At 38.7% G+C, this 19,416-nt stretch carries 17 protein-coding genes; 16 read left to right on the top strand and 1 reads right to left on the bottom strand.

What is annotated here, in order from left to right; genetic code table 11:
- The first annotated feature begins 37 nt into the window (after positions 1-37).
- From ACPUYX_RS11710 to ACPUYX_RS11680, 7 genes are all read left to right on the top strand, one after another.
- Entirely contained in the window at positions 38-223 is a 186-nt protein-coding gene (locus ACPUYX_RS11710; protein WP_088227295.1) for a hypothetical protein, read from the top strand.
- 703 nt (positions 224-926) lie between these two features.
- Complete coding sequence (locus ACPUYX_RS11705; protein WP_426379839.1) at positions 927-2,483, top strand: acyl CoA:acetate/3-ketoacid CoA transferase; 1,557 nt, start codon at positions 927-929, stop codon at positions 2,481-2,483.
- Positions 2,484-2,527: 44 nt separating this feature from the next.
- The gene (locus ACPUYX_RS11700) at positions 2,528-3,313 is read left to right on the top strand and encodes an acyl-CoA dehydratase activase (protein ID WP_426379838.1); all 786 of its coding nucleotides are present in this window, start codon (positions 2,528-2,530) and stop codon (positions 3,311-3,313) included.
- Between the two features lie 19 nt (positions 3,314-3,332).
- Complete coding sequence (locus ACPUYX_RS11695; protein WP_426379837.1) at positions 3,333-4,601, top strand: 2-hydroxyacyl-CoA dehydratase subunit D; 1,269 nt, start codon at positions 3,333-3,335, stop codon at positions 4,599-4,601.
- Complete coding sequence (locus tag ACPUYX_RS11690) at positions 4,594-5,712, top strand: 2-hydroxyacyl-CoA dehydratase subunit D (RefSeq protein ID WP_426379836.1); 1,119 nt, start codon at positions 4,594-4,596, stop codon at positions 5,710-5,712. The genes ACPUYX_RS11695 and ACPUYX_RS11690 overlap by 8 nt, the downstream gene beginning before the upstream one ends.
- A 247-nt stretch (positions 5,713-5,959) precedes the next feature.
- Positions 5,960-7,348 (top strand): FAD-binding oxidoreductase, encoded by a 1,389-nt coding sequence (locus ACPUYX_RS11685; protein ID WP_426379835.1) that lies wholly within the window; start codon positions 5,960-5,962, stop codon positions 7,346-7,348.
- A 2-nt stretch (positions 7,349-7,350) separates the two neighbouring features.
- Positions 7,351-8,655: a (Fe-S)-binding protein gene (locus tag ACPUYX_RS11680; RefSeq protein ID WP_426379834.1), complete on the top strand. Its 1,305-nt coding sequence runs from the start codon at positions 7,351-7,353 to the stop codon at positions 8,653-8,655.
- A 199-nt stretch (positions 8,656-8,854) separates the two neighbouring features.
- On the opposite strand, the gene ACPUYX_RS11675 is transcribed toward ACPUYX_RS11680, so the two are convergent.
- Positions 8,855-10,294, bottom strand: coding sequence for an APC family permease (locus ACPUYX_RS11675; protein WP_426379833.1), 1,440 nt, complete (start codon positions 10,292-10,294; stop codon positions 8,855-8,857).
- 552 nt (positions 10,295-10,846) lie between these two features.
- On the opposite strand from ACPUYX_RS11675, the gene ACPUYX_RS11670 reads away from it, so the two are divergent.
- The 9 genes from ACPUYX_RS11670 (at position 10,847) to ACPUYX_RS11630 (ending at position 18,697) form a co-directional block, all read left to right on the top strand.
- Positions 10,847-11,962, top strand: coding sequence for an aldo/keto reductase (locus ACPUYX_RS11670; RefSeq protein WP_426379832.1), 1,116 nt, complete (start codon positions 10,847-10,849; stop codon positions 11,960-11,962).
- Positions 11,963-12,280: 318 nt separating this feature from the next.
- Positions 12,281-12,754, top strand: a complete 474-nt coding sequence (locus ACPUYX_RS11665) for a hypothetical protein (protein ID WP_426379831.1) — start codon at positions 12,281-12,283, stop codon at positions 12,752-12,754.
- A gap of 312 nt (positions 12,755-13,066) precedes the next feature.
- The gene (locus ACPUYX_RS11660) at positions 13,067-14,038 is read left to right on the top strand and encodes an NlpC/P60 family protein (protein WP_426379830.1); all 972 of its coding nucleotides are present in this window, start codon (positions 13,067-13,069) and stop codon (positions 14,036-14,038) included.
- A gap of 246 nt (positions 14,039-14,284) precedes the next feature.
- Positions 14,285-14,629 (top strand): ArsR/SmtB family transcription factor, encoded by a 345-nt coding sequence (locus ACPUYX_RS11655; RefSeq protein ID WP_426379829.1) that lies wholly within the window; start codon positions 14,285-14,287, stop codon positions 14,627-14,629.
- Positions 14,630-14,776: 147 nt separating this feature from the next.
- On the top strand, positions 14,777-15,778 hold the full coding sequence (hgcA, locus tag ACPUYX_RS11650; RefSeq protein WP_426379828.1) for a mercury methylation corrinoid protein HgcA: 1,002 nt from the start codon (positions 14,777-14,779) through the stop codon (positions 15,776-15,778).
- Positions 15,779-15,796: 18 nt separating this feature from the next.
- Positions 15,797-16,087 (top strand): mercury methylation ferredoxin HgcB, encoded by a 291-nt coding sequence (gene hgcB / locus ACPUYX_RS11645; RefSeq protein WP_426379827.1) that lies wholly within the window; start codon positions 15,797-15,799, stop codon positions 16,085-16,087.
- Between the two features lie 155 nt (positions 16,088-16,242).
- Positions 16,243-16,473, top strand: a complete 231-nt coding sequence (locus ACPUYX_RS11640) for a DUF1858 domain-containing protein (RefSeq protein WP_426379826.1) — start codon at positions 16,243-16,245, stop codon at positions 16,471-16,473.
- 770 nt (positions 16,474-17,243) lie between these two features.
- On the top strand, positions 17,244-17,816 hold the full coding sequence (locus ACPUYX_RS11635) for a hypothetical protein (RefSeq protein WP_426379892.1): 573 nt from the start codon (positions 17,244-17,246) through the stop codon (positions 17,814-17,816).
- A 200-nt stretch (positions 17,817-18,016) separates the two neighbouring features.
- Positions 18,017-18,697: a hypothetical protein gene (locus tag ACPUYX_RS11630; RefSeq protein ID WP_426379825.1), complete on the top strand. Its 681-nt coding sequence runs from the start codon at positions 18,017-18,019 to the stop codon at positions 18,695-18,697.
- Positions 18,698-19,416 lie beyond the last annotated feature (719 nt).

Genomic DNA, 19,416 nt, shown 5'->3' with positions numbered 1-19,416 from the left:
GTGGAGTGATGTGGTTAAGTTGATAGGAGAGATATGAATGAAAGAGTGTATTGCTTGTCATTCAGGACAATTAAAACAGGTGGATATCATAACAAGAGATGACGAATTTACATTAATTGAGAATAGCGAAGTAGTTGTTAGTCCTCCACAAAGTCAAAAGATAATAAAGTTTGTTTGTTTAAATTGTGGATTCATAAACCTTTACGCTGAGGACTATTTTTAAGAAAACTGCTATCAAATATATGAATAAGGCCGCAAGTGGAATGAATACTCGTCCCCATAACGCCGCCGTTATTACGCTCCTATCTATCACCTATAAGCGGAATTAAAGTATTTTTCTCAGTTACTTATTAAGACAGGGACGGGTATTATCATATCATGTTCATGTTTGCCTTAATACAGAAAATTGACTCTATAGTCCCTTTAAAGTACTTATCAATAATAGATGAGTCGTATACTCAAGTCAACTTGTATTTTGAATACTGAATTAATGAGGTCTCTTTAAGTGATATTTAGTATTCAGGTGCGAGTTGTGAAGCAGCACGCCAAGGCGTGATGTATCCTCTTGGAATTAGAAGTTTCTTGGAATTAGAAGTTGTTCTATTATTCTGTATTTATTAGTAAGTTATTAACATATAGTAGGAAAATCCTATCAGGTAATATCTAACCAGTAGCCATACGCCTTAATAGGGCACGTACGGTTCCGGATAGGAGTATGGGCGGAAACGCCCATATTTACTAAGATCAATCTCAACCATATGAGAATTGCTTGACAACTCTGATCTCAGATCCTTTTTAAAATTTAACGGAATCATGACTGACGTGTCCACTGTAATTTAATAATCGGAATATCCGTATCAAATGCCCCGCATGCAATCTGCGGGGCAGGTTAAGTCACTGAGGAAAACATTGGAGGAGGGGCATATATGAAGAAGGTTGCTATTCTGACAGCAGAAGAGGCTGTTGATTTAGTAAAAGATGGGACCACTCTTTGTACATGTGGATTTGTTGGCAATTTACTTCCGGAAGCACTTTTTAAGGCTATAGAAAAGAAATTTCTAGAGACCGGCTATCCTCAAAATATAACGTTATTTTATCCAGCATCACAAGGCAGCAGGAACGGCACAGGCGGTGATCATTTTGCTCACGAAGGTTTGGTTAAAAGAGTAATAGCAGGTCATTTAAATACTGCTCCAAAGTTAGGCGAACTGTGTCTAGCTAATAAATGTGAAGGTTATAACTTACCCCAAGGTACTTTGGAATATATTATTAGAGATGCTGCGGGTCATAGGCCTGGTACAATTACACATGTTGGCTTAGGTACTTTTGTTGATCCAAGAAATGAAGGAGGTAAAATTAACGCCAGGACGACAGAAGATTTAGTAGAAGTTATAAAAATCGGCGATGAAGAAAAGCTTTTCTACAAATCATTTCCTATAGATATCGCCTTCCTTAGAGGTACTTATGCTGATGAGTATGGTAATGTAACCCTGGAAAAAGAAGTAGCTACTATTGAGGTTACATCTATAGCACAGGCAGTTATAAATAATGGTGGAAAAGTAATTGTGCAAGTGGAAAAGGTTGTAAAAGGTGGTACTTTAGACCCGCGATTGGTTCAAATACCTGGCATTTATGTTCATGCTGTTGTAGAAGTAGTTGATATGAAAGATCATGAACAAAGTGTTGGACATGAATATAATCCAGCACTTTGTGGGGCAGTAAGAGCACCTGAAGGTAGCGTGGAAATGACCCCCTTGACAATTAAAAAAGTTATCGGCAGAAGAGCCGCTATGGAATTAGAAGAGGATACAGTTGTTAATTTAGGTGTAGGAACACCTGAGTATGTTGCTCAAGTTGCAAGTGAAGAAGGAATAGCAAGTTATATGACATTAACGGTTGAATCAGGGGCAATAGGCGGCAGTCCTCAAGGTGGAGCTAGATTTGGTGCGACTTTAAATCCTGACGCTATTATTGATCAAAATAGTCAGTTTGATTTTTATGATGGCGGCGGTCTTGACTTGGCATTTTTAGGCTTAGCTGAATGTGATGAAGAGGGTAACATTAATGTTAGCAAATTTGGCCCCAAGATACCTGGATGTGGCGGTTTCATCAATATCACCCAAAATGCCAAAAAAGTATTCTTCTTAGGTACTTTTACAGCGGGAGGCTTAAAAGAAAGAATCGTAGATGGCAAGCTAATAATAGACCAAGAAGGTAAGCAAAGGAAATTTATTAAACATGTTGAACAGGTTACATTTAGCGGAAAATATGCACTTAAAATTGAACAACCCGTTTTATATATTACAGAACGAGCTGTATTTGAATTAAAAGAAGGTGGGCTTAACTTAATAGAAGTTGCTCCTGGAATTGATATTCAAACACAAATTATAGATTTAATGGATTTTGTCCCTACGGTTGACCAAAATATTAAGATTATGGACTCAAGACTTTTTGGGGAAGAAAAAATGGGCTTGAAGAAATAATGATTGAAATAATTGAAGAAATAATTAACGAAGGAGATTAATCTATGTTTACTATGGGGATTGATATCGGCTCATCATCCTCAAAGGTTGTAATACTTGAAGATGGATTTAATATTATCGCTGGAGAAGTTATTCAGATTGGAACAGGTTCTACGGGACCTAAACGTGTACTAGATGAAGCTCTTTCAAAATCAGGTCTTAAATTGCAAGACATGGCTAGAATTATTGCTACAGGCTACGGAAGATCTTCTGTGGACGAAGCACACAAACAAATTAGTGAAATCAGTTGTCAGGCTAAGGGAGTTTTCTTTTTAGTTCCTTCAGCAAAAGTAATTATTGATATCGGCGGTCAAGATGTTAAGGCAATTAAACTTGACAGTAAAGGCTGCGTTAAGCAGTTCTTTATGAATGATAAATGTGCCGCCGGAACAGGACGTTTTCTCGATGTTATGTCACGAGTACTTGAAGTTAATCTTAATGAAATGGCAGAATATGATTCTCGTGCAACAGAACCTGCTACTGTCAGCAGCACTTGCACAGTTTTTGCAGAATCTGAGGTAATATCTCAACTTTCAAACGGAGTTGCTAAAGAGAACATTATTGCAGGGGTTCACCAGTCAGTTGCTAGCAAAGCCTGTGGACTTGCCTATAGATGTGGGGTGGAAGAGGACATTGTTATGTGCGGAGGTGTTGCTAAAGACGAGGGGGTTGTAAGGGCAATAAGCAAAGAACTAAAAAAACCAGTAATTGTGGCGCCTAATCCACAAATTACTGCTGCCCTTGGAGCTGCTATATTTGCCTTCGAAGAAGTCATGGGAACTAGTAAATAAAAGGAAAGAGGTATGGAAAATGACGGATACAACAAATATGAGTGCCAAAGAGTTGTTAGGTTTCTATCAAGAAGAATTGTATGAAGAAGCGAGACGAGCAAAAAAAGAAGGAAAACTTGTTTGCTGGTCTGCATCTGTTGCTCCTTCGGAGTTTTGTGTTGCTATGGATGTTGCGATGATCTATCCGGAAACACATGCTGCGGGTATTGGGGCGAGAAAAGGTGCCTTAGATGTACTTGAAGTTGCTGATGAGAAAGGCTACAACGTGGATACTTGTTCCTATGCAAGAGTAAATATGGGTTATATGGAACTTCTAAAACAAGAGGCTTTAACAGGAATAACACCGGAAAAGCTTGAAAAATCCCCAGCAGCAAGAATACCGCTTCCCGATTTCGTAATAACGTGTAACAACATTTGCAACACATTGCTTAAGTGGTATGAGAATCTTGCCGTTGAATTAAATATTCCATGTATCATCATAGATGTTCCCTTTAATCATACAATGCCCATTCCACAGTATGCTAAAGACTATATTGCGGAACAGTTTAAGAATGCTATTACTCAGCTTGAGGAAATCTGTGGTAAGAAATTCGACTACGACAAATTTTTTAAAGTACAGGAACAAACACAACGTTCTGTTGCCCAATGGAACAGAATTGCTTCCATGTCATCACATAAACCATCACCTTTAAATGGTTTTGATCTTTTCAACTATATGGCTCTTATAGTTTGTGCAAGAAGCAGAGACTACGCAGAAATTACATTTAAAAAGTTTGCAGATGAACTTGAAGAAAATCTTAAAAATGGTATCTACGCGTTTAAAGGAAATGAACAAAAGCGTGTAACTTGGGAGGGTATAGCTGTTTGGCCACACCTTGGACATACATTTAAGGGATTAAAGAATATCGGAAATATAATGACAGGTTCAGCCTATCCGGGTCTGTGGAACCTTTCTTATACACCAGGTGATATGAGTTCAATGGCAGAATCTTATACTAGAATTTATATTAATACTTGTCTCGATAACAAAGTTAAGGTTCTTAGTGACATAATTAGTGGAGGTAAGTGTGACGGAGTTATTTATCATCAGAACAGAAGCTGTAAACTAATGAGTTTTCTAAACGTAGAAACTGCTGATATACTACAAAAACAAAATCATTTACCATATGTAAGCTTTGATGGAGACCAAACTGATCCTCGTAACTTTGCTCCTGCACAGTTTGATACACGTATACAAGCGTTAGATGAAATGATGAAGCAGAATAAGGAGGGAGTTTCTAATGAGTAGAATTGAGACTATTATCAGTGAATTATCTTCAATTTCAAATAATCCCCGAAAGGCTATGGAAGATTATAAAAAAGAAACCGGTAAAGGGGCAGTAGGTGTTATGCCTTATTATGCTCCTGAAGAAATAATTCATGCTGCAGGTCTTCTTCCAGTAGGTATTTGGGGAGGACAGAAGAGTATTTCTAAAGCCCGTGCCTATTTACCTCCATTTGCTTGTTCGATTATGCAATCCGTTATGGAAATGCAGCTGGAAGGTGTATATGATAATTTAGAAGCTATACTTTTCCCCGTTCCTTGTGACACATTAAAATGTCTTAGCCAAAAATGGAAAGGAACATCACCTGTCATCGTATTTACTCATCCTCAAAACAGAAAACTAGAAGCAGCAAATAAGTTTCTTGCTGAGGAATATAGACTTGTTCGTGAAAAATTAGAAAGAATATTGGATGTTAAGATTACAGATGAAGCACTACACAAAAGCATTGACATTTATAACGAAAATCGAAAAGTAATGCGTGAATTTACAGACATAGCTGCTGCTTATCCTCAGATTATTGATCCCATAAAACGTCATGTTATTATAAAAGCAAGATCTTTTATGGAAAAATCTAAACATACCGCTATGGTAAAAGAATTGAATTCAGAGCTTAAATCTTTGCCTGTTGAAGACTTTACTGGTAAAAGGGTTGTTTTAACGGGAATTATGGCTGAACCAAATGAAGTATTAGAAATTTTAAAAGAAAACGGTTTTGCTGTTGTTGCAGATGACCTTGCACAGGAATCAAGACAGTTCAGAAATGATGTTCCATTAGGCACAGACCCACTCTATCGATTGGCTAAATGGTGGCAAGAATTCGATGGTTGTTCTCTTGCTACAGATGCGAAAAAAACAAGAGGTCCAATGCTTATAGATATGGTTAAAGCATCTAAGGCAGATGCAGTTGTAGTTTGCATGATGAAGTTCTGTGACCCTGAAGAATTTGACTATCCAATCTACTATAGACAGTTTGAAGAAGCTGGAATTAAGAGCTTATTCATCGAAATTGACCTGGAAACAACATCCTTTGAACAGACTAAAACCAGAGTTCAAAGCTTTAGTGAAATGCTGTAATTTCTAAGTGCATAGAACATATGTCTAAGTGAATAGAAATTTAAGGTGTATCTCTTTAAGTTATGTCTCTTGTTGCTTGTTTGTATCATGACTTTGTGGGAAGAGGTAGTATTTGACCCTTCCCACTTAGTTTGTTCAGTTGAGAATTTGAGAATTATAGTTACTTATTAAAGTTTTGCTTAAATTGATTTTACATCAAGTGGTCTGACCGGCGTACATATCCAAGCGTTATAAAGGGGGTATAAGGATGTTAGCTCGTGAAGTCTTGGAAGAACTTGTTCAAGTGCTTGGTCGTGAAAATGTCCTCACAGAGCAGGAAGACTTATTGACCTATGCTTATGACGCAACTGCGGCGATGAAACATCATAAGCCGGATGTTGTGGTCGCACCTCTATCTACAGAACAGGTGGCAGATGTCGTGAAAATCGCCCTCCGTTACCATGTTCCTATTTATCCTCGTGGTTCTGGAACGAATTTAAGTGGGGGAACTATTCCCATTGAAGGGGGGATTGTTCTCTCAATGCTTAACCTAAACAAAATTTTGGAAGTGGACCAGGATAACTTAACGGCAACAGTTCAACCTGGGGTGATCATTCAGGCGCTCAATGATGAAGCAGCAAAATACGGCTTATTGTATCCGCCGGATCCCGGTACAGTCACCACCGCAACAATGGGTGGCTCGGTTTCGGAGTGTTCGGGTGGATTGCGTGGTCTGAAATACGGTGTAACCAAACATTATATTATGGGCTTGCAATTGGTCTTGGCGAATGGTGAAGTCATTCGTTGGGGAGGAAAAACGGTCAAGAACGTTACAGGTTATGATTTAGTGGCACTCTTTACTGGGGCTGAAGGAACGTTGGGGATTATCACTGAAATAATCGTCAAATTAATTCCGGCTCCAGAAGCACGTAAGAGCATTCTAGCGGTTTTTGATGACATTGACAAAGCTGGGAGGGCAATTGCAGCCATAATTCGCAACAAAGTTATTCCTGCGACGCTTGAAATCTTGGATAATGCGACGATTCAGACCGTGGAAAACTTTGTGCATGCGGGACTTCCGATGGACGCGGAAGCGGTCCTCTTATGTGAAGTGGACGGTTACAAGGAAGTTGTCCAACGAGAAGCTGTTTTGGTGGAACGAATTTTGCAAGAGGAAGGAGCCGTTCAGGTAAAAATAGCTAAAGATGATAAAGAGCGCGATCTTTTGTGGTTGGCTCGTCGCAGCGCTCTTCCTGCTCTCGCCCAAAAACGACCGACGACTGTACTTGAAGATGCGACTGTTCCCCGGAGCAAAATTCCGGATATGCTTAAAGCAATCCGTAGAATTGCAACCAAACACAATCTGCAAATTGCTACATTCGGTCATGCAGGAGACGGAAATCTACATCCCACAATTTTAACAGATGAACGTGAATTAGAAGAAATGAAAAGAGTGCATCTGGCAGTGGACGAGATTTTCGAAACGGCGATAGCGCTTGGAGGAACCCTTTCCGGTGAACATGGAATTGGTATTGCCAAAATGAAATATCTTGACTTGGAATTCGGAGAAGCTGGTGTGGCGGCTTTGCGGCGCATTAAAGAAGCCATGGATCCCAACTATTTGTTGAACCCCTTGAAGATGGTAAGGAGGGACTGATCGTGTCCGTATATAATTCACTGGATTCGATTACCGAAGAACTCCATAAATGTATGAAATGCGGAAATTGCATGGCGGTATGTCCCATTTACAAGGAAACACGCAAAGAGGTTGGAGTTGCAAGGGGAAAGATTAGTTTAGCGGAATACATTCTCTCAGGAGAAGTAGAGATGACTAAGGGAATGGCAGATCGTTTTTCCCTTTGTACGACCTGTATGGCTTGTAATACCAACTGTCCCTGTGGGGTTCGGTTTGATAAAATTATTCTGGCAGCAAGAGCAGAAGCCGTCCGTAAAAAAGGGCTCCATCCCGTGAAAAGAATTGCCTTTACCGCATTGAAGATGCAGCGAGTGTTTAATTTTGGGATGAAGGCAGGAAGTATTTTCCAAGGCGTTGCCTTAAAAAACGTTCCGAGTAGACACAGCAAATTAGCACGTATGCGCGTGGATGTTGGGATAGGTAAGGAGAAATTGTTCCCAATGTTGTCCAAGAAGACCTTGCGTTCCGAGTTCCCCGAAGTGGTTACAATTAAAAACCCAAAGATGAGAGTTGGGTTCTTCACGGGCTGTATGATCAACTATTTTTACACGGACATCGGCAGAGCGGTGATCGAGGTGCTTACAGAAAATGACATCGAAGTTGTCATTCCTAAGTTCCAGGCCTGTTGTGGTATCCCAGCCTCGGTCAATGGGGATGTGGCTTCAGCACGTTCTTTGGCCAAACGCAATTTGCGGGCGTTTGAGAGAATGGGGACGGATGCCTTAGTTGTCGCCTGTTCTTCAGGTGGTACCGCTTGGAAGCATGTTTATGCAGAGTTGCTTGAAAACGATCACGAACTTAAAGCCTTGGCGGATAAATGGGCTAAAAAATCCTATGATATTTCTGAGTTCCTGATTCATCAAGTTCCCTTTAAGAAAGAAGGTTTGGGTCGAGTAGCGCGTAAAGTGACGTATCATGAACCTTGTCACTTAAACCGTGGACAGGGGATTAGTAAAGAACCGCGCGAAATTCTAAAAAGTATTCCTGGGGTGGAATTGATTGAAATGAAAGAACCGGGCCGTTGCTGTGGTATGGCTGGATCATTCAGCCTTGTACACCCGAATCTCTCCGTACAAATTTCTGATCGCAAAACGGCAGATATCCAGACGACCAATACGGATACAGTAGCAACGGGTTGCCCGGCATGTCGGCTGCAGCTACAAAGTGGGGTCGAAAATGCTGGATTTGACCGAGAAGTATTGCATACTGTTCAAATTTTAGCTGAGTCTTATCGAGCCGGTAAGGAAGAACTAAAACGTTCAAAATAGTTGGTATGATGGAGCAAAAGAGTCCGCTATTATAATTTATAAATGGAGAATAATCGTCCTTTCAAAAGCATAAAAAGCACGTGTCCGGAGTTCTCCTGACACGTGCTTTTAGTGAATAAGGTCCGCTCACTCTCCTCGTATGTAAGCGGCTTAAGAGGAAGGGGCGCATTTTTCGAATAAAGAGCTGGGTACAAAACGCTTAGGCTGCTTTTGATTTGCTAACAGGGGTTTGTTGATTTTCCGAGACAAGGTGCTGGGTATAAAACCACAACGGGATATATAAAAGCAGCACACCCACTCCCACAAGTGTGGACGACCAGCCGGAGTCCAGGGCGTTCAGATACGTAATTCCAACCAGGTACAGAGGAATATTGACCAGAGCGCAAATCAGCGCGATGATCTTCCATCCGGAAGGAGCCTTGAATTCTCTGGGCAGCGAACGAAACTTTTTGTCGGAGTATACTTTTACATAGGCGAAGAGGCTGATGCCGTTGGCACAAATGTAGCCAATTGCCGAAGCGGCAAGAACCGCCGCAGGGGATTTTAGCGTGATTAGCGCTATATTGAAAAGCGCAGTGACCACCATTGCAATCACTGGAGTTCCATACATATTCGTTTTTCCGAAAACTGCCGGAAGATTCTCCTCCTTCGCCATGGACTCCATCGCTCTGGCGGAGCCGAAAAACGCGGTCTGGATGATCAGAATCATAGAGGCGATCAGCATAAACACGGCAATCATCGCACCGACGCTTCCGAAAGACTGCTGGGCGAGCAACAGCATGGGCGAGTTAGGTTCATTGATTACGGCATCTGTCCCAAGCGCTCCGATGCAGGCTGCTTGTACGAAAACATAAATAAAAGCGCAGATAATGCCGCAGGTGAACAGGGATTTGGGGATATCTTTCTTGGGATTTTTATACTCCGGTCCGTAGATAGCCGCGGTTTCCCAGCCGCAGGCGCTCCATTCAGCCATGGCCATAATTCCTACGAATATCAAAAGATCCCGGCCGCTGCTCCAGCTCCAGGCAGTGGGAAGCATATTTTGCGTGATATTGCTGAGATGGAATTTTCCGTTCAGCATTGGGGCGACGGAGAGCACCACCAAGGGAACGATGGAAATGACACTTAGAATATAGCCGAGGACGGCTCCACTGGCCAGACCGCGATAACAGACCATAATTAAAAGAGAAAACACAACGATACCGGAAAGGATCGATAAAATTGTGGTATCGACATTTGCAAATACCGGCAGCAGGTTGTGCAGATACTGGCCGATCAACATGGCGTATACGGCCAAAACGGAGTTCCAGGAGAACCAGTAGCCCCAAGCGCTAAATCCACCCACAAGTTTGCCTACGTCATATTTGCCAATTGTTGTTCCCTTGAAGGCTTCCTGAGAGAAGCCGGGCAAACCGGATGCCTGGGGGAAAACCGAAGCCATTTCGCCATATGCCGTATTTTGCATGAAACCCTGAACTATGGAAAGGACCCAGACAATGATTGAAAAACCCAGAACATATTTTGTAAAGTAACCGATGGATGGCAGAATCAGCAGGGGCACACCCATTGCGATGGCCAAGCCCTGCTTCCAATCGATAGTGCGCTCGGAAGAAATCGGTGTTTGCTCTTTTTTACTCATGTTGAACATCCTTCCTACTCAATAAACAATGGAGAATTAGATAATGTAAAGAGATCACTGGAAGTCGTGATTGTACTTTTGAAATTTTATCCATTTACCGCTCCTCTCAAATTGTAATCAAATTACGACAATGACATTATTCCCGAATAACCGCAATAATGTTGTACTGTTCGACAATATTCTCAATAGTCATTTTTCAATTATAATGCCTCTGTCTAAAACTGTGTTATACAAAATAGCTATATGGGATATAGCTATTTAAGATTTTCACCTCTCTTCCAGAATGTAAAAACACTTGGCTTAATCTTCCAGATCAAACACACTATTATATCGAGCAGTCCAGCTTCTATCGTGATCTGCGCCTTGATCCTTGCCAAAGCTCAAGCGAATATCTTTGACAAAATAAATACTATGAAATAAAATAACCTTTATAAAAGTCCTATGTATAATAGTAATATTGTTAATAGTACTTAAATAATAGTTATTAGTTTTAGAGTGTTATTGTGTGCCCCTTACCTACAAGAAGTAAAGATTAGAAAAGGAGTGCGTCAAATGCAGTATACGCAATTTGGAAAAACGGGACTTAAGGTTTCCAGGTTTGGGCTTGGTTGTATGCGATTCCCCTCGAGTGAGAAAGATGCCATCGAAATGGTTAGGTATGCACTCGATCATGGCGTAAACTACATTGATACCGCTTACATGTATAAGGAAAGCGAATTAATTACCGGCAAAGCTCTTCAAGATGGTTATAGAAATAAGACATACATAGCTACGAAAAACCCTATCTGGCACATTAATAAATATGAGGACTTTGAAAAATACTTGGATGAAGAGCTAATGCGTCTTGGAACAGATTATATTGACGTTTATCTTCTCCATAATTTAAGTCATGACAATTGGGAAAAAGTCAAAAAATTTGACGGCTTCACTTTCCTGGACAAAATGGTTCAGAAAGGTAAAATTCGACATAAAGCTTTTTCTTTTCATGGAACATTAACTGCATATAAAGAAATTGTAGACACGTTCGACTGGGAAATGGCGCAAATCCAGTTAAATATTTTAGATGAAACCCTGCAGGCGGGGGTTGAAGGTTTAAACTATGCGGCAGATAAAGGATTGGCCATGGTCATCATGGAACCTTTAAGAGGCGGCTTCATGCTCAATAATGTACCCGAAGAGGTATACGATTTAATTAACCAATATCCAGAAAAACGCTCTCTTGTAGAGTGGTGTTTCCGATGGCTCTATAATATGCCTGAAGTATCCGTTATTTTAAGTGGAACAAGTAATTTGGAACAGTTAAAAGATAATTTGAGAATCTTTAATGATTCCGCATCGAATGTTATGTCAGAACAGGATCAAAATCTCATTAAAAAGATAAGAGGGATTTTTGAGTCGAAGAATAGCATTGGTTGTACAGGTTGCAGATATTGTATGCCCTGTCCCCAAGGTGTCAGCATTCCTGAAATATTCCGTCTCTATAATAGTAACCAGCTTATGAAATCCCATTGGGTTGACAAAGGGGTCTATCGTATTAGTTTATTGCCTTCAGGTTCTGGTGCAGATCAGTGTATATCTTGCGAACTTTGTATGAAGCAATGCCCACAGGGTCTAAATATACCCTTCTTACTTAAAAAAGTTCACGAGGAATTTACGGCTCAACCTTGATTCACAATTCCCAGAGTATTGGTTACATATCAAAGTCTGCGATGTTGATATTTTCTAAGAGTTGGCTTATATTGTTTACTGACAAAAGGCTCTCTCCGTAGTTTGGAGGAAGCCTTTTTCTATCTAGTTTTGTGTAAGATACAAATTCATCTAGGATTGGATGGTAGTAATAAGAACAAATAACAAAATGTATTCACCAAAAATTACTGTTAGTGGGATGATGATGGACCAAAAATGATAATTTAAGTCGAGTTAATGTATAAAAAATTGCCATCATTCTAATACTATTTTCAAAAAAACGGTAATGGTGGTTATTAAATGCCAAAGTATTTAATTTATCCTTTATATCTAGCAGTATTTGCAGTGATTTTATGCGTTTGTGTTCCAAGAAAGGATATTCAGCGCTTGTCGATTCACGGAATTATCTTTGGTGGCGTTTTTGAAGTTATACTTCATATGTTTGGAAAATTAACTGGGTTATATGGATGGTATGCCCATGGCCCACTCGGATATATGGGTATTCAAATTTTTTCGCCTGTGTCCTGGGGGATTTTTTATATTTTATATTTTTACTTCATACCAAAATACAAACCTTTGAACTACATTTATATGGTAGCTGCCGTAATTTTTAGCATTCTATACACAAACCTTGTTATAAGTTTGGGAGTCTTTTATTGTTATGACAGATTCTTCGTTCCCTTGATTGCGTTTATATTTTGGTTTTCAGTAGCTACATGGGGTTATTATAGGTTAAGTAATTTCATTGAAATGAAAGAAAATAACAATAGCTAAGACATTATGTCCTATGACCACTGGTTGTAGGGTATTTTTTTACCAGGAATATGTTCCCACGAGCCCTTGCTCATTAAATTCAAAAGTGGACTAAAGAGCAAATAACACTATGATCGGAACTCAAGCCCTAATTTGGTAATATTTTCTCTAGGTAGCGTATGAATTTTTGCTTATAAGGGTTATCGGTATCATGGAGGAGAATATTTACCTATTAACCAAATTTCTCGGAAATCAAATATTAAATTGCTAAAGGAAATATTGTAGAAATGAAGAATATATAAAAGAATCAAGAAATAGAGATGGGTGAAATGGTTGAAAAAAATATTTACATTAGTAGTTATCGTCATGTGTATACTGGCATCACCTCGAATTTTGCTAGCTACAACGTCCGAGAATAGTGAAACTATATCAGGTGTTACTAAGACAGTTGGAGTAGTAACAGCGTCTGCGCTTAATTTACGTAAGACAGATGTGTCTACCTCGACAGTACTTACAACCATTCCTAAAAACACTCAAGTTGATGTAATTTCTAAAAACGCCAATAATTGGTACAACGTAAAGTACAATGGTCAAACTGGTTGGGTTTCGGGAGCCTATCTAATAGTTAAAACGGTTACTGATACTTCATCAGAAATCACACCAGATACGAGTTCCGGGAACAGTGAAACTATATCAGGTGTTACTAAGACAGTTGGGATAGTAACAGCATCAGCACTTAATTTACGTAAAACAGATGTAACCACCTCAGCAGTACTTACTACTATTCCTAAAAACACTCAAATTGATGTTATTTCTAAAAACGCTAATAATTGGTATAACGTGAAATACAATGGTCAAAATGGATGGGTATCCGGATTATACCTAACAGTGAAGACTGTCACGGATACAACCTCCGTGACAGAAGTTTCACGCTCAGATAGTTCAAAACTTGTGGACGATGCCCTAAGCTTAATAGGAGTTCCCTACGTTTTTGGAGGAAACAGTCGTAGTGGGTTTGATTGCTCAGGTTATACCCAATACGTATTTAAGGGTGTAGGTATTTCTTTACCAAGAACCGCTGCAGAACAATTTAAATTGGGAGTCTCAGTGAACCGGGAGCAACTACAAGCAGGTGATTTGGTATTCTTTTCAACATATGCTCCGGGAGCATCCCATGTAGGTATTTATATCGGTGGCGGAAGTTTTATTGCAGCTGATTCAAATAAAGGCATTTGTATTTCAAAACTTGATGATGCTTACTATACTAGTTGTTACCTTGGTGCTCGTCGAATAAGGTTAAACTAAAGTTCATTTCTAAAGTACTTTATTATAGCTGGGGAAATAAACAGCAAAAACGAATTTCATGTTTTAGACATAATTTAAAATAGGGATTGAGTGGTTTTTGGCCCCTGCCTGATGATGGCGGGGGTTCTTTTGTGTATTGAATTTACGTAACGAAAATTATTGAAATCTAGCAAAATGATATATTGATGTTTTTCGATGTGAAGCATATACTTAACATATCGAAAATATTAGATTTGAGGTATTGAAATGAGCACACGAAATCAATACGAAAGGAACGCAAAAGTATTTAAAGCACTTGGCGATTCGAACCGTCTAATGATTATTGAAATGCTTCAAAGTGGTGAACGATGCGCTTGCGAAATTTTAGAAGGGCTCCATATAGGACAATCCACATTATCGCACCATATGAAAATACTTATTGAATCTGGGATTGTGGCAGGCCGCCCGGAGGGAAAGTGGATGTATTATTCATTGAGTCAAGAAGGATGCGAAGCGGCTAAAAATCTCCTTGATGATCTAACGAGGATAAAAGACAATGGCAATAGGGTAGAAAACAAATGTGAATTGTCCTTACATTCCTTGAGAACATAGGGAAGAGTGGGACCTTGGAGACCCGGGAGTAAGGGTGACGATGAGCTCTTGTGAGAATGCTAGAAAAATGGAAGGCAAGAACTAAGACTTCATGCAATGGATATCTAAGAATAAATAATAGGTCTAAATTAGAAAAGGAGTACGTGTATGTTGGATATCGTTTTGAGTAGGGAAATTAAGATTAACCCAACCTCAAGTCAATTAACAACCCAGGACATTTTAGGAGCTTGGAAGGCCAGGTGGGGAATCAATCGAATGAATTATAAAGTTGAGCCGGGACTTTATCGGTTGGGTAATCCTGACTCAAATGCTCCAGTACTGGTAACAGCTAATTATAAGATGACCTTTGATGCTCTGAGAAAAGAATTGACTAATTTTAATGCCTGGATTCTAGTGCTGGATACGAAGGGGGTTAATGTTTGGTGTGCCGCAGGCAAGGGTACATTTGGAACAACTGAACTTCTAAATCGCCTTGCGGTGGTTCAATTAGATAATGTTGTATCTCATAAAACCTTAATCCTGCCTCAATTAGGAGCATCGGGTGTCTGTGCACATGACATCCAAAAGTTTTCTGGTTTTAAAGTTGTCTATGGACCAGTGAGAGCAAAGGATATCAAAGAGTTTATTCAATCAGGGATGAAAGCCACAGATGAAATGCGGACTGTTACGTTTAGTGCTTATGATCGGCTTGTATTAACTCCTATTGAACTAGTAAGTACTTTTAGAATTTCACTCATGATTTTTGGAGTTCTCTTTCTATTGAATCTTATAGGCGTTGGTCCTTTTGGCGCCGTAGATTTTTACGCTTACGTTGGTGCCGTAATTATCGGAAGTGTGCTTACTCCGGTATTGTTACCCTGGATACCCGGACGAGCTTTCGCATGGAAAGGCTGGTTTCTGGGATTTATCTGGGTTATTGTCAATTTTCTGATGGGATGGTCATCTTCGTCTGAATATAGCGTCTTAAAGGCTCTGGGTTATCTACTGATATTACCTCCAGTATCCGCCTACTTAGCAATGAATTTTACTGGCTCATCAACGTATACTTCATTTTCCGGAGTCTTGAAGGAGATGAAGATAGCCATTCCTGCGATGATCATTTCGATCGCTCTAGGAGCAATTCTGATTTTGGTTAACAGTTTTATTTAGCTTAAAGAGGTGTCGGCGATGAAACACAGATATTTAAAAAATGTTTCTACATTGAGAATGGACTCTAATAAATGTACGGGCTGTGGAATGTGTCTGGAAGTTTGCCCGCATCATGTTTTTGTTATGAGTAAAGGCAAATCGATAATCGAGGATAAGGATCGTTGTATTGAATGCGGTGCGTGTGTTAAGAACTGCCCGCTTAAAGTATTGGAAGTTAAGCCTGGAGTAGGTTGTGCCGCTGCCATCATTAAGGGATGGTTAACCGGAACTGAACCAAGCTGCGATTGCTCAGATGGCAGCTGTTGCTGATTTTTGATTATACTATAACGTAATTACTAGATGGCTTAAACGCTTTGTTGTTGATGCTTCAGTTAAAAGTCAGTTGTTATAAGCATAGACGTGCAGAATTATATTGATGAATAAAGGATACAATAACTGTATTTGATATGTTTAGGAGGATTTATATGGGAGCAGTAACTATCGATCTAAACAGGACACTTTTCGACCTTACTGAGCAATATCCTGAGCTTATTCAAATTTTTTTAGAAATTGGTCTGGAGGGTGTTATTCATCCAGAAATGCGCAGAACGGGTGGTAAAATAATGCCAGTCATAGAAGGCTTAAAGCAACACGGTGTAGCCTTGGAGGACGCAGTAAAAACATTGACTGAAAAAGGTTTTAACGTTTCTTATTAATGTTATACCCTTCACAGTGAATCAACGCTTGGTGGATCTGTTCAACGGCGCGGGAATACCTTCGGTATGCTGATTAGAGCGACCTCGTATTTTCAAAATACAATATTACAATATATGGAATAAGAACCAATCATATTGTACTCTCAATGTGTAGGGGTATTATGAGTATCTAATGACAAAATCGCTTCTAGATGGAGAAATCGAATGTATAAGTTATTGGCTGGACTTTCCCTATGAGATAAAAAGCGCTATAAGAAAATGACTCGGGAAGACAGAAACTATGCCGAACTTGTTTTTGATTATCCCTATAAATACAAGACCTGCTGAGTAAACTCTGCGGGTCTTGCTCTTTGTGTAAAGTTTGCATTTATTAGAATTACAAATCTGACTACTCAACTAAAATATTTCAGTTTCTACTAATTATTATTAATTTGAAGTAAAAGGCTTTAATGTAAAAAAATTGGGAATATTATAAAAATTATTGCAAAATATCTGTAAAATAGTAACGATTTAATTATAATCTATTCATTCTATTATTATAATTTTGTTATTGTCACCATATCTATAAACCATAGACACGAAGCTTTGGTAATGTTTATCCAACGCTTTAATTATTTGCGGGCAGTTGCCAAAAACTACTTAATCGTCTCAACTTTAAGAAGATAAGTCAAAATTAGCAGCAGTTCATATCGCCTCTATATTTGTTGTTTAACGATCTTGTGCTTGAGGAAAGGTGGAGGTTCATTTTGTCTAGTTTTACACATGTGAAAATGAACGGTGAGTCGGGAGAAATAACATCTTCCATCTGGCTATTATTTAATCCAAAACACCCCGTTGTTCGCCATTATATTTGGAAACTTGTTTTAGCTGAAATTCAAGAAAAGTTATATAGAGAGATACAAACTAGAATTGACACTTCGAAGATTTATATTAGGAATGCTGTTAATAATAGCAAAAATGTACCGGAGACTGTTAATTTGTGGAATGAAGAAATATCTGCTGAAATAGTTCTGTTTAGAGAACTTGTTATGAAACATCCACCTAAAATTTTGATTTCCTTTGGGTCATTTCCATTTGAATTTGTGAGGCGTGCCTTCGAAATTAAACCTGAAAAGGGGCCTAAGTATTGGTGTGCTTCTAAATTAGGAGACGAATTTAGAAAATCGATCAAAGATTTTGATATAGCCAAAACCAATAGGATTCCGTTACTTCGACGCATGGTCGAGAGTGAGAAATTCATTAGTGATCGCTGCTCCGAAGATTATTTTCATTATGTAGGAACTAGGATCGCCCAAATAGTTATTGAAAATAAGGGAAGTTTGAAAGATATCTGGATTGATTAAAATCAATAACATAACAAGTAAACTAATTAGATTTAATAGCTAAATCAATTGTACTTATTTGAAAAATTCTGCTTTATTAATGAATATAGATATGATGAGTTCTTGTCGAAATTAGTTAATGTTTGTATCGAAGTTGATTGTTATTCAATTTACCGTCGTTTGAATTTAGAGATCGTGATTAACGAAAGGTGGTAATTTATATGTGGTACCCAGAACTTAATAAGAAATCTTTAGTTGATAAGATTAAGCGTGAGTCAGGAGAAAAAACGTATCCTATCTGGCTAATATTTAATCCGAAACATCCTGTTGTTAGTAATTACATTTGGGTACCTGTATTAACTGAGATACAAGACAAAATTTTTAGGGAATTACATACAAGAATTAATACCGTCGATATTTACAAAAGGAACATTGTTACTGATATAGATATTATTCCTATGACTGCAAAATGGTGGGATGATAAGGTGAATGTCGAAATTAATAACTTCAGAGATATCGCGCTTGAGTATAATCCTAAAATTATTATTTCTTTTGGTGCCTTTCCATACGAATTTTTAAGACGTGTCTACGGAATTGAACCAGAAAAGGGCCCCAAATCATGGACGAATTCTAATTTGGAAGTCGAATTCGAGAAATCAATTAAGAGCTTCGACATTAACAAAACGAATACGATTCCATTGCTTCGCCGCATGTCCTCAACGAGGAAATATAAAGAAGAACAAAATCAAAATTACTTTGAAAAATACATCCATTATGTCAGTACGAAAATAGCTGCAAAGATTATTGAAAACAAGAACTATTTAAATATATGGATCTGGATATGGTTCTGGATCTGGATTATGGATCTGGATTTGGACATGGTTATGGATATAGTCGTATAGCTATTTGAAGTTAAAGCCATTGGTATTTTATCGATGGCTTTAACTGTGTCCATTAAACCCAAATCTAAATAATCCAATCGTAAGAGTTCCTCTTCTACAAATGGGAGTGACTCCCATACCTTGCTTCGGTGGGGGGAGAGTCTATCCTTCTGCGCGATAGCATTTGTTATGGGCTTGGCGCTTTCGTCACCGAGCCCCGATGTTCAGCTTTAGCTGAACGAGTTCACTTTTAAATGATTTGAACTTTAACTAGAGGATCAAATTTTGTATATTGGCTAATGAATTATTCAAACTTTGGTGGATTAAATAAGTATATCCTCTAAATAAGATATACTCACTGATTATTTATTATATTCAGACTAATAAAAATTTAACATGAAGTCAATCGTTAGTTACTGGCAGTAATGCCCAAAGATAAATTTATTGAATATTAGGAATATATAATCTTTATAATACCTCATAGGCTATCAAAATTGTATCTACCAGTATTAAACATTATATGATAAGGCAATTTGCTGCATAAGTAACTAGATAGATAACAATATGTTATCTGAATTTGTCGATTAGAATGATTTGGAATTAAGTAAAGGCAATTACACGATACGGCGTTATATAAATAGTACGATTTATCGGATAACACGTTAAGTACTTAAAATGCGATGATTACGTTTGATAATTGTGGCCATAACTAATGACTATAGACAGTGAGCTTGTCCAGA

It is taken from the genome of Desulfosporosinus sp. SYSU MS00001, from assembly GCF_049943955.1.
GTDB lineage: Bacteria > Bacillota > Desulfitobacteriia > Desulfitobacteriales > Desulfitobacteriaceae > Desulfosporosinus.
This window is presented reverse-complemented; position numbering and strand designations above follow the sequence as displayed.

Coding starts and splice junctions, on each gene's coding strand:
- ACPUYX_RS11635 (WP_426379892.1), top strand. CDS start 17,244: ATGAACGGTGAGTCGGGAGAAATAACATCTTCCATCTGGCTATTATTT.
- ACPUYX_RS11655 (WP_426379829.1), top strand. CDS start 14,285: ATGAGCACACGAAATCAATACGAAAGGAACGCAAAAGTATTTAAAGCA.
- ACPUYX_RS11705 (WP_426379839.1), top strand. CDS start 927: ATGAAGAAGGTTGCTATTCTGACAGCAGAAGAGGCTGTTGATTTAGTA.
- ACPUYX_RS11640 (WP_426379826.1), top strand. CDS start 16,243: ATGGGAGCAGTAACTATCGATCTAAACAGGACACTTTTCGACCTTACT.
- ACPUYX_RS11670 (WP_426379832.1), top strand. CDS start 10,847: ATGCAGTATACGCAATTTGGAAAAACGGGACTTAAGGTTTCCAGGTTT.
- ACPUYX_RS11665 (WP_426379831.1), top strand. CDS start 12,281: ATGCCAAAGTATTTAATTTATCCTTTATATCTAGCAGTATTTGCAGTG.
- ACPUYX_RS11630 (WP_426379825.1), top strand. CDS start 18,017: ATGTGGTACCCAGAACTTAATAAGAAATCTTTAGTTGATAAGATTAAG.
- hgcA (WP_426379828.1), top strand. CDS start 14,777: ATGTTGGATATCGTTTTGAGTAGGGAAATTAAGATTAACCCAACCTCA.
- ACPUYX_RS11700 (WP_426379838.1), top strand. CDS start 2,528: ATGTTTACTATGGGGATTGATATCGGCTCATCATCCTCAAAGGTTGTA.
- ACPUYX_RS11685 (WP_426379835.1), top strand. CDS start 5,960: ATGTTAGCTCGTGAAGTCTTGGAAGAACTTGTTCAAGTGCTTGGTCGT.
- ACPUYX_RS11710 (WP_088227295.1), top strand. CDS start 38: ATGAAAGAGTGTATTGCTTGTCATTCAGGACAATTAAAACAGGTGGAT.
- ACPUYX_RS11675 (WP_426379833.1), bottom strand. CDS start 10,294: ATGAGTAAAAAAGAGCAAACACCGATTTCTTCCGAGCGCACTATCGAT.
- ACPUYX_RS11695 (WP_426379837.1), top strand. CDS start 3,333: ATGACGGATACAACAAATATGAGTGCCAAAGAGTTGTTAGGTTTCTAT.
- ACPUYX_RS11690 (WP_426379836.1), top strand. CDS start 4,594: ATGAGTAGAATTGAGACTATTATCAGTGAATTATCTTCAATTTCAAAT.
- hgcB (WP_426379827.1), top strand. CDS start 15,797: ATGAAACACAGATATTTAAAAAATGTTTCTACATTGAGAATGGACTCT.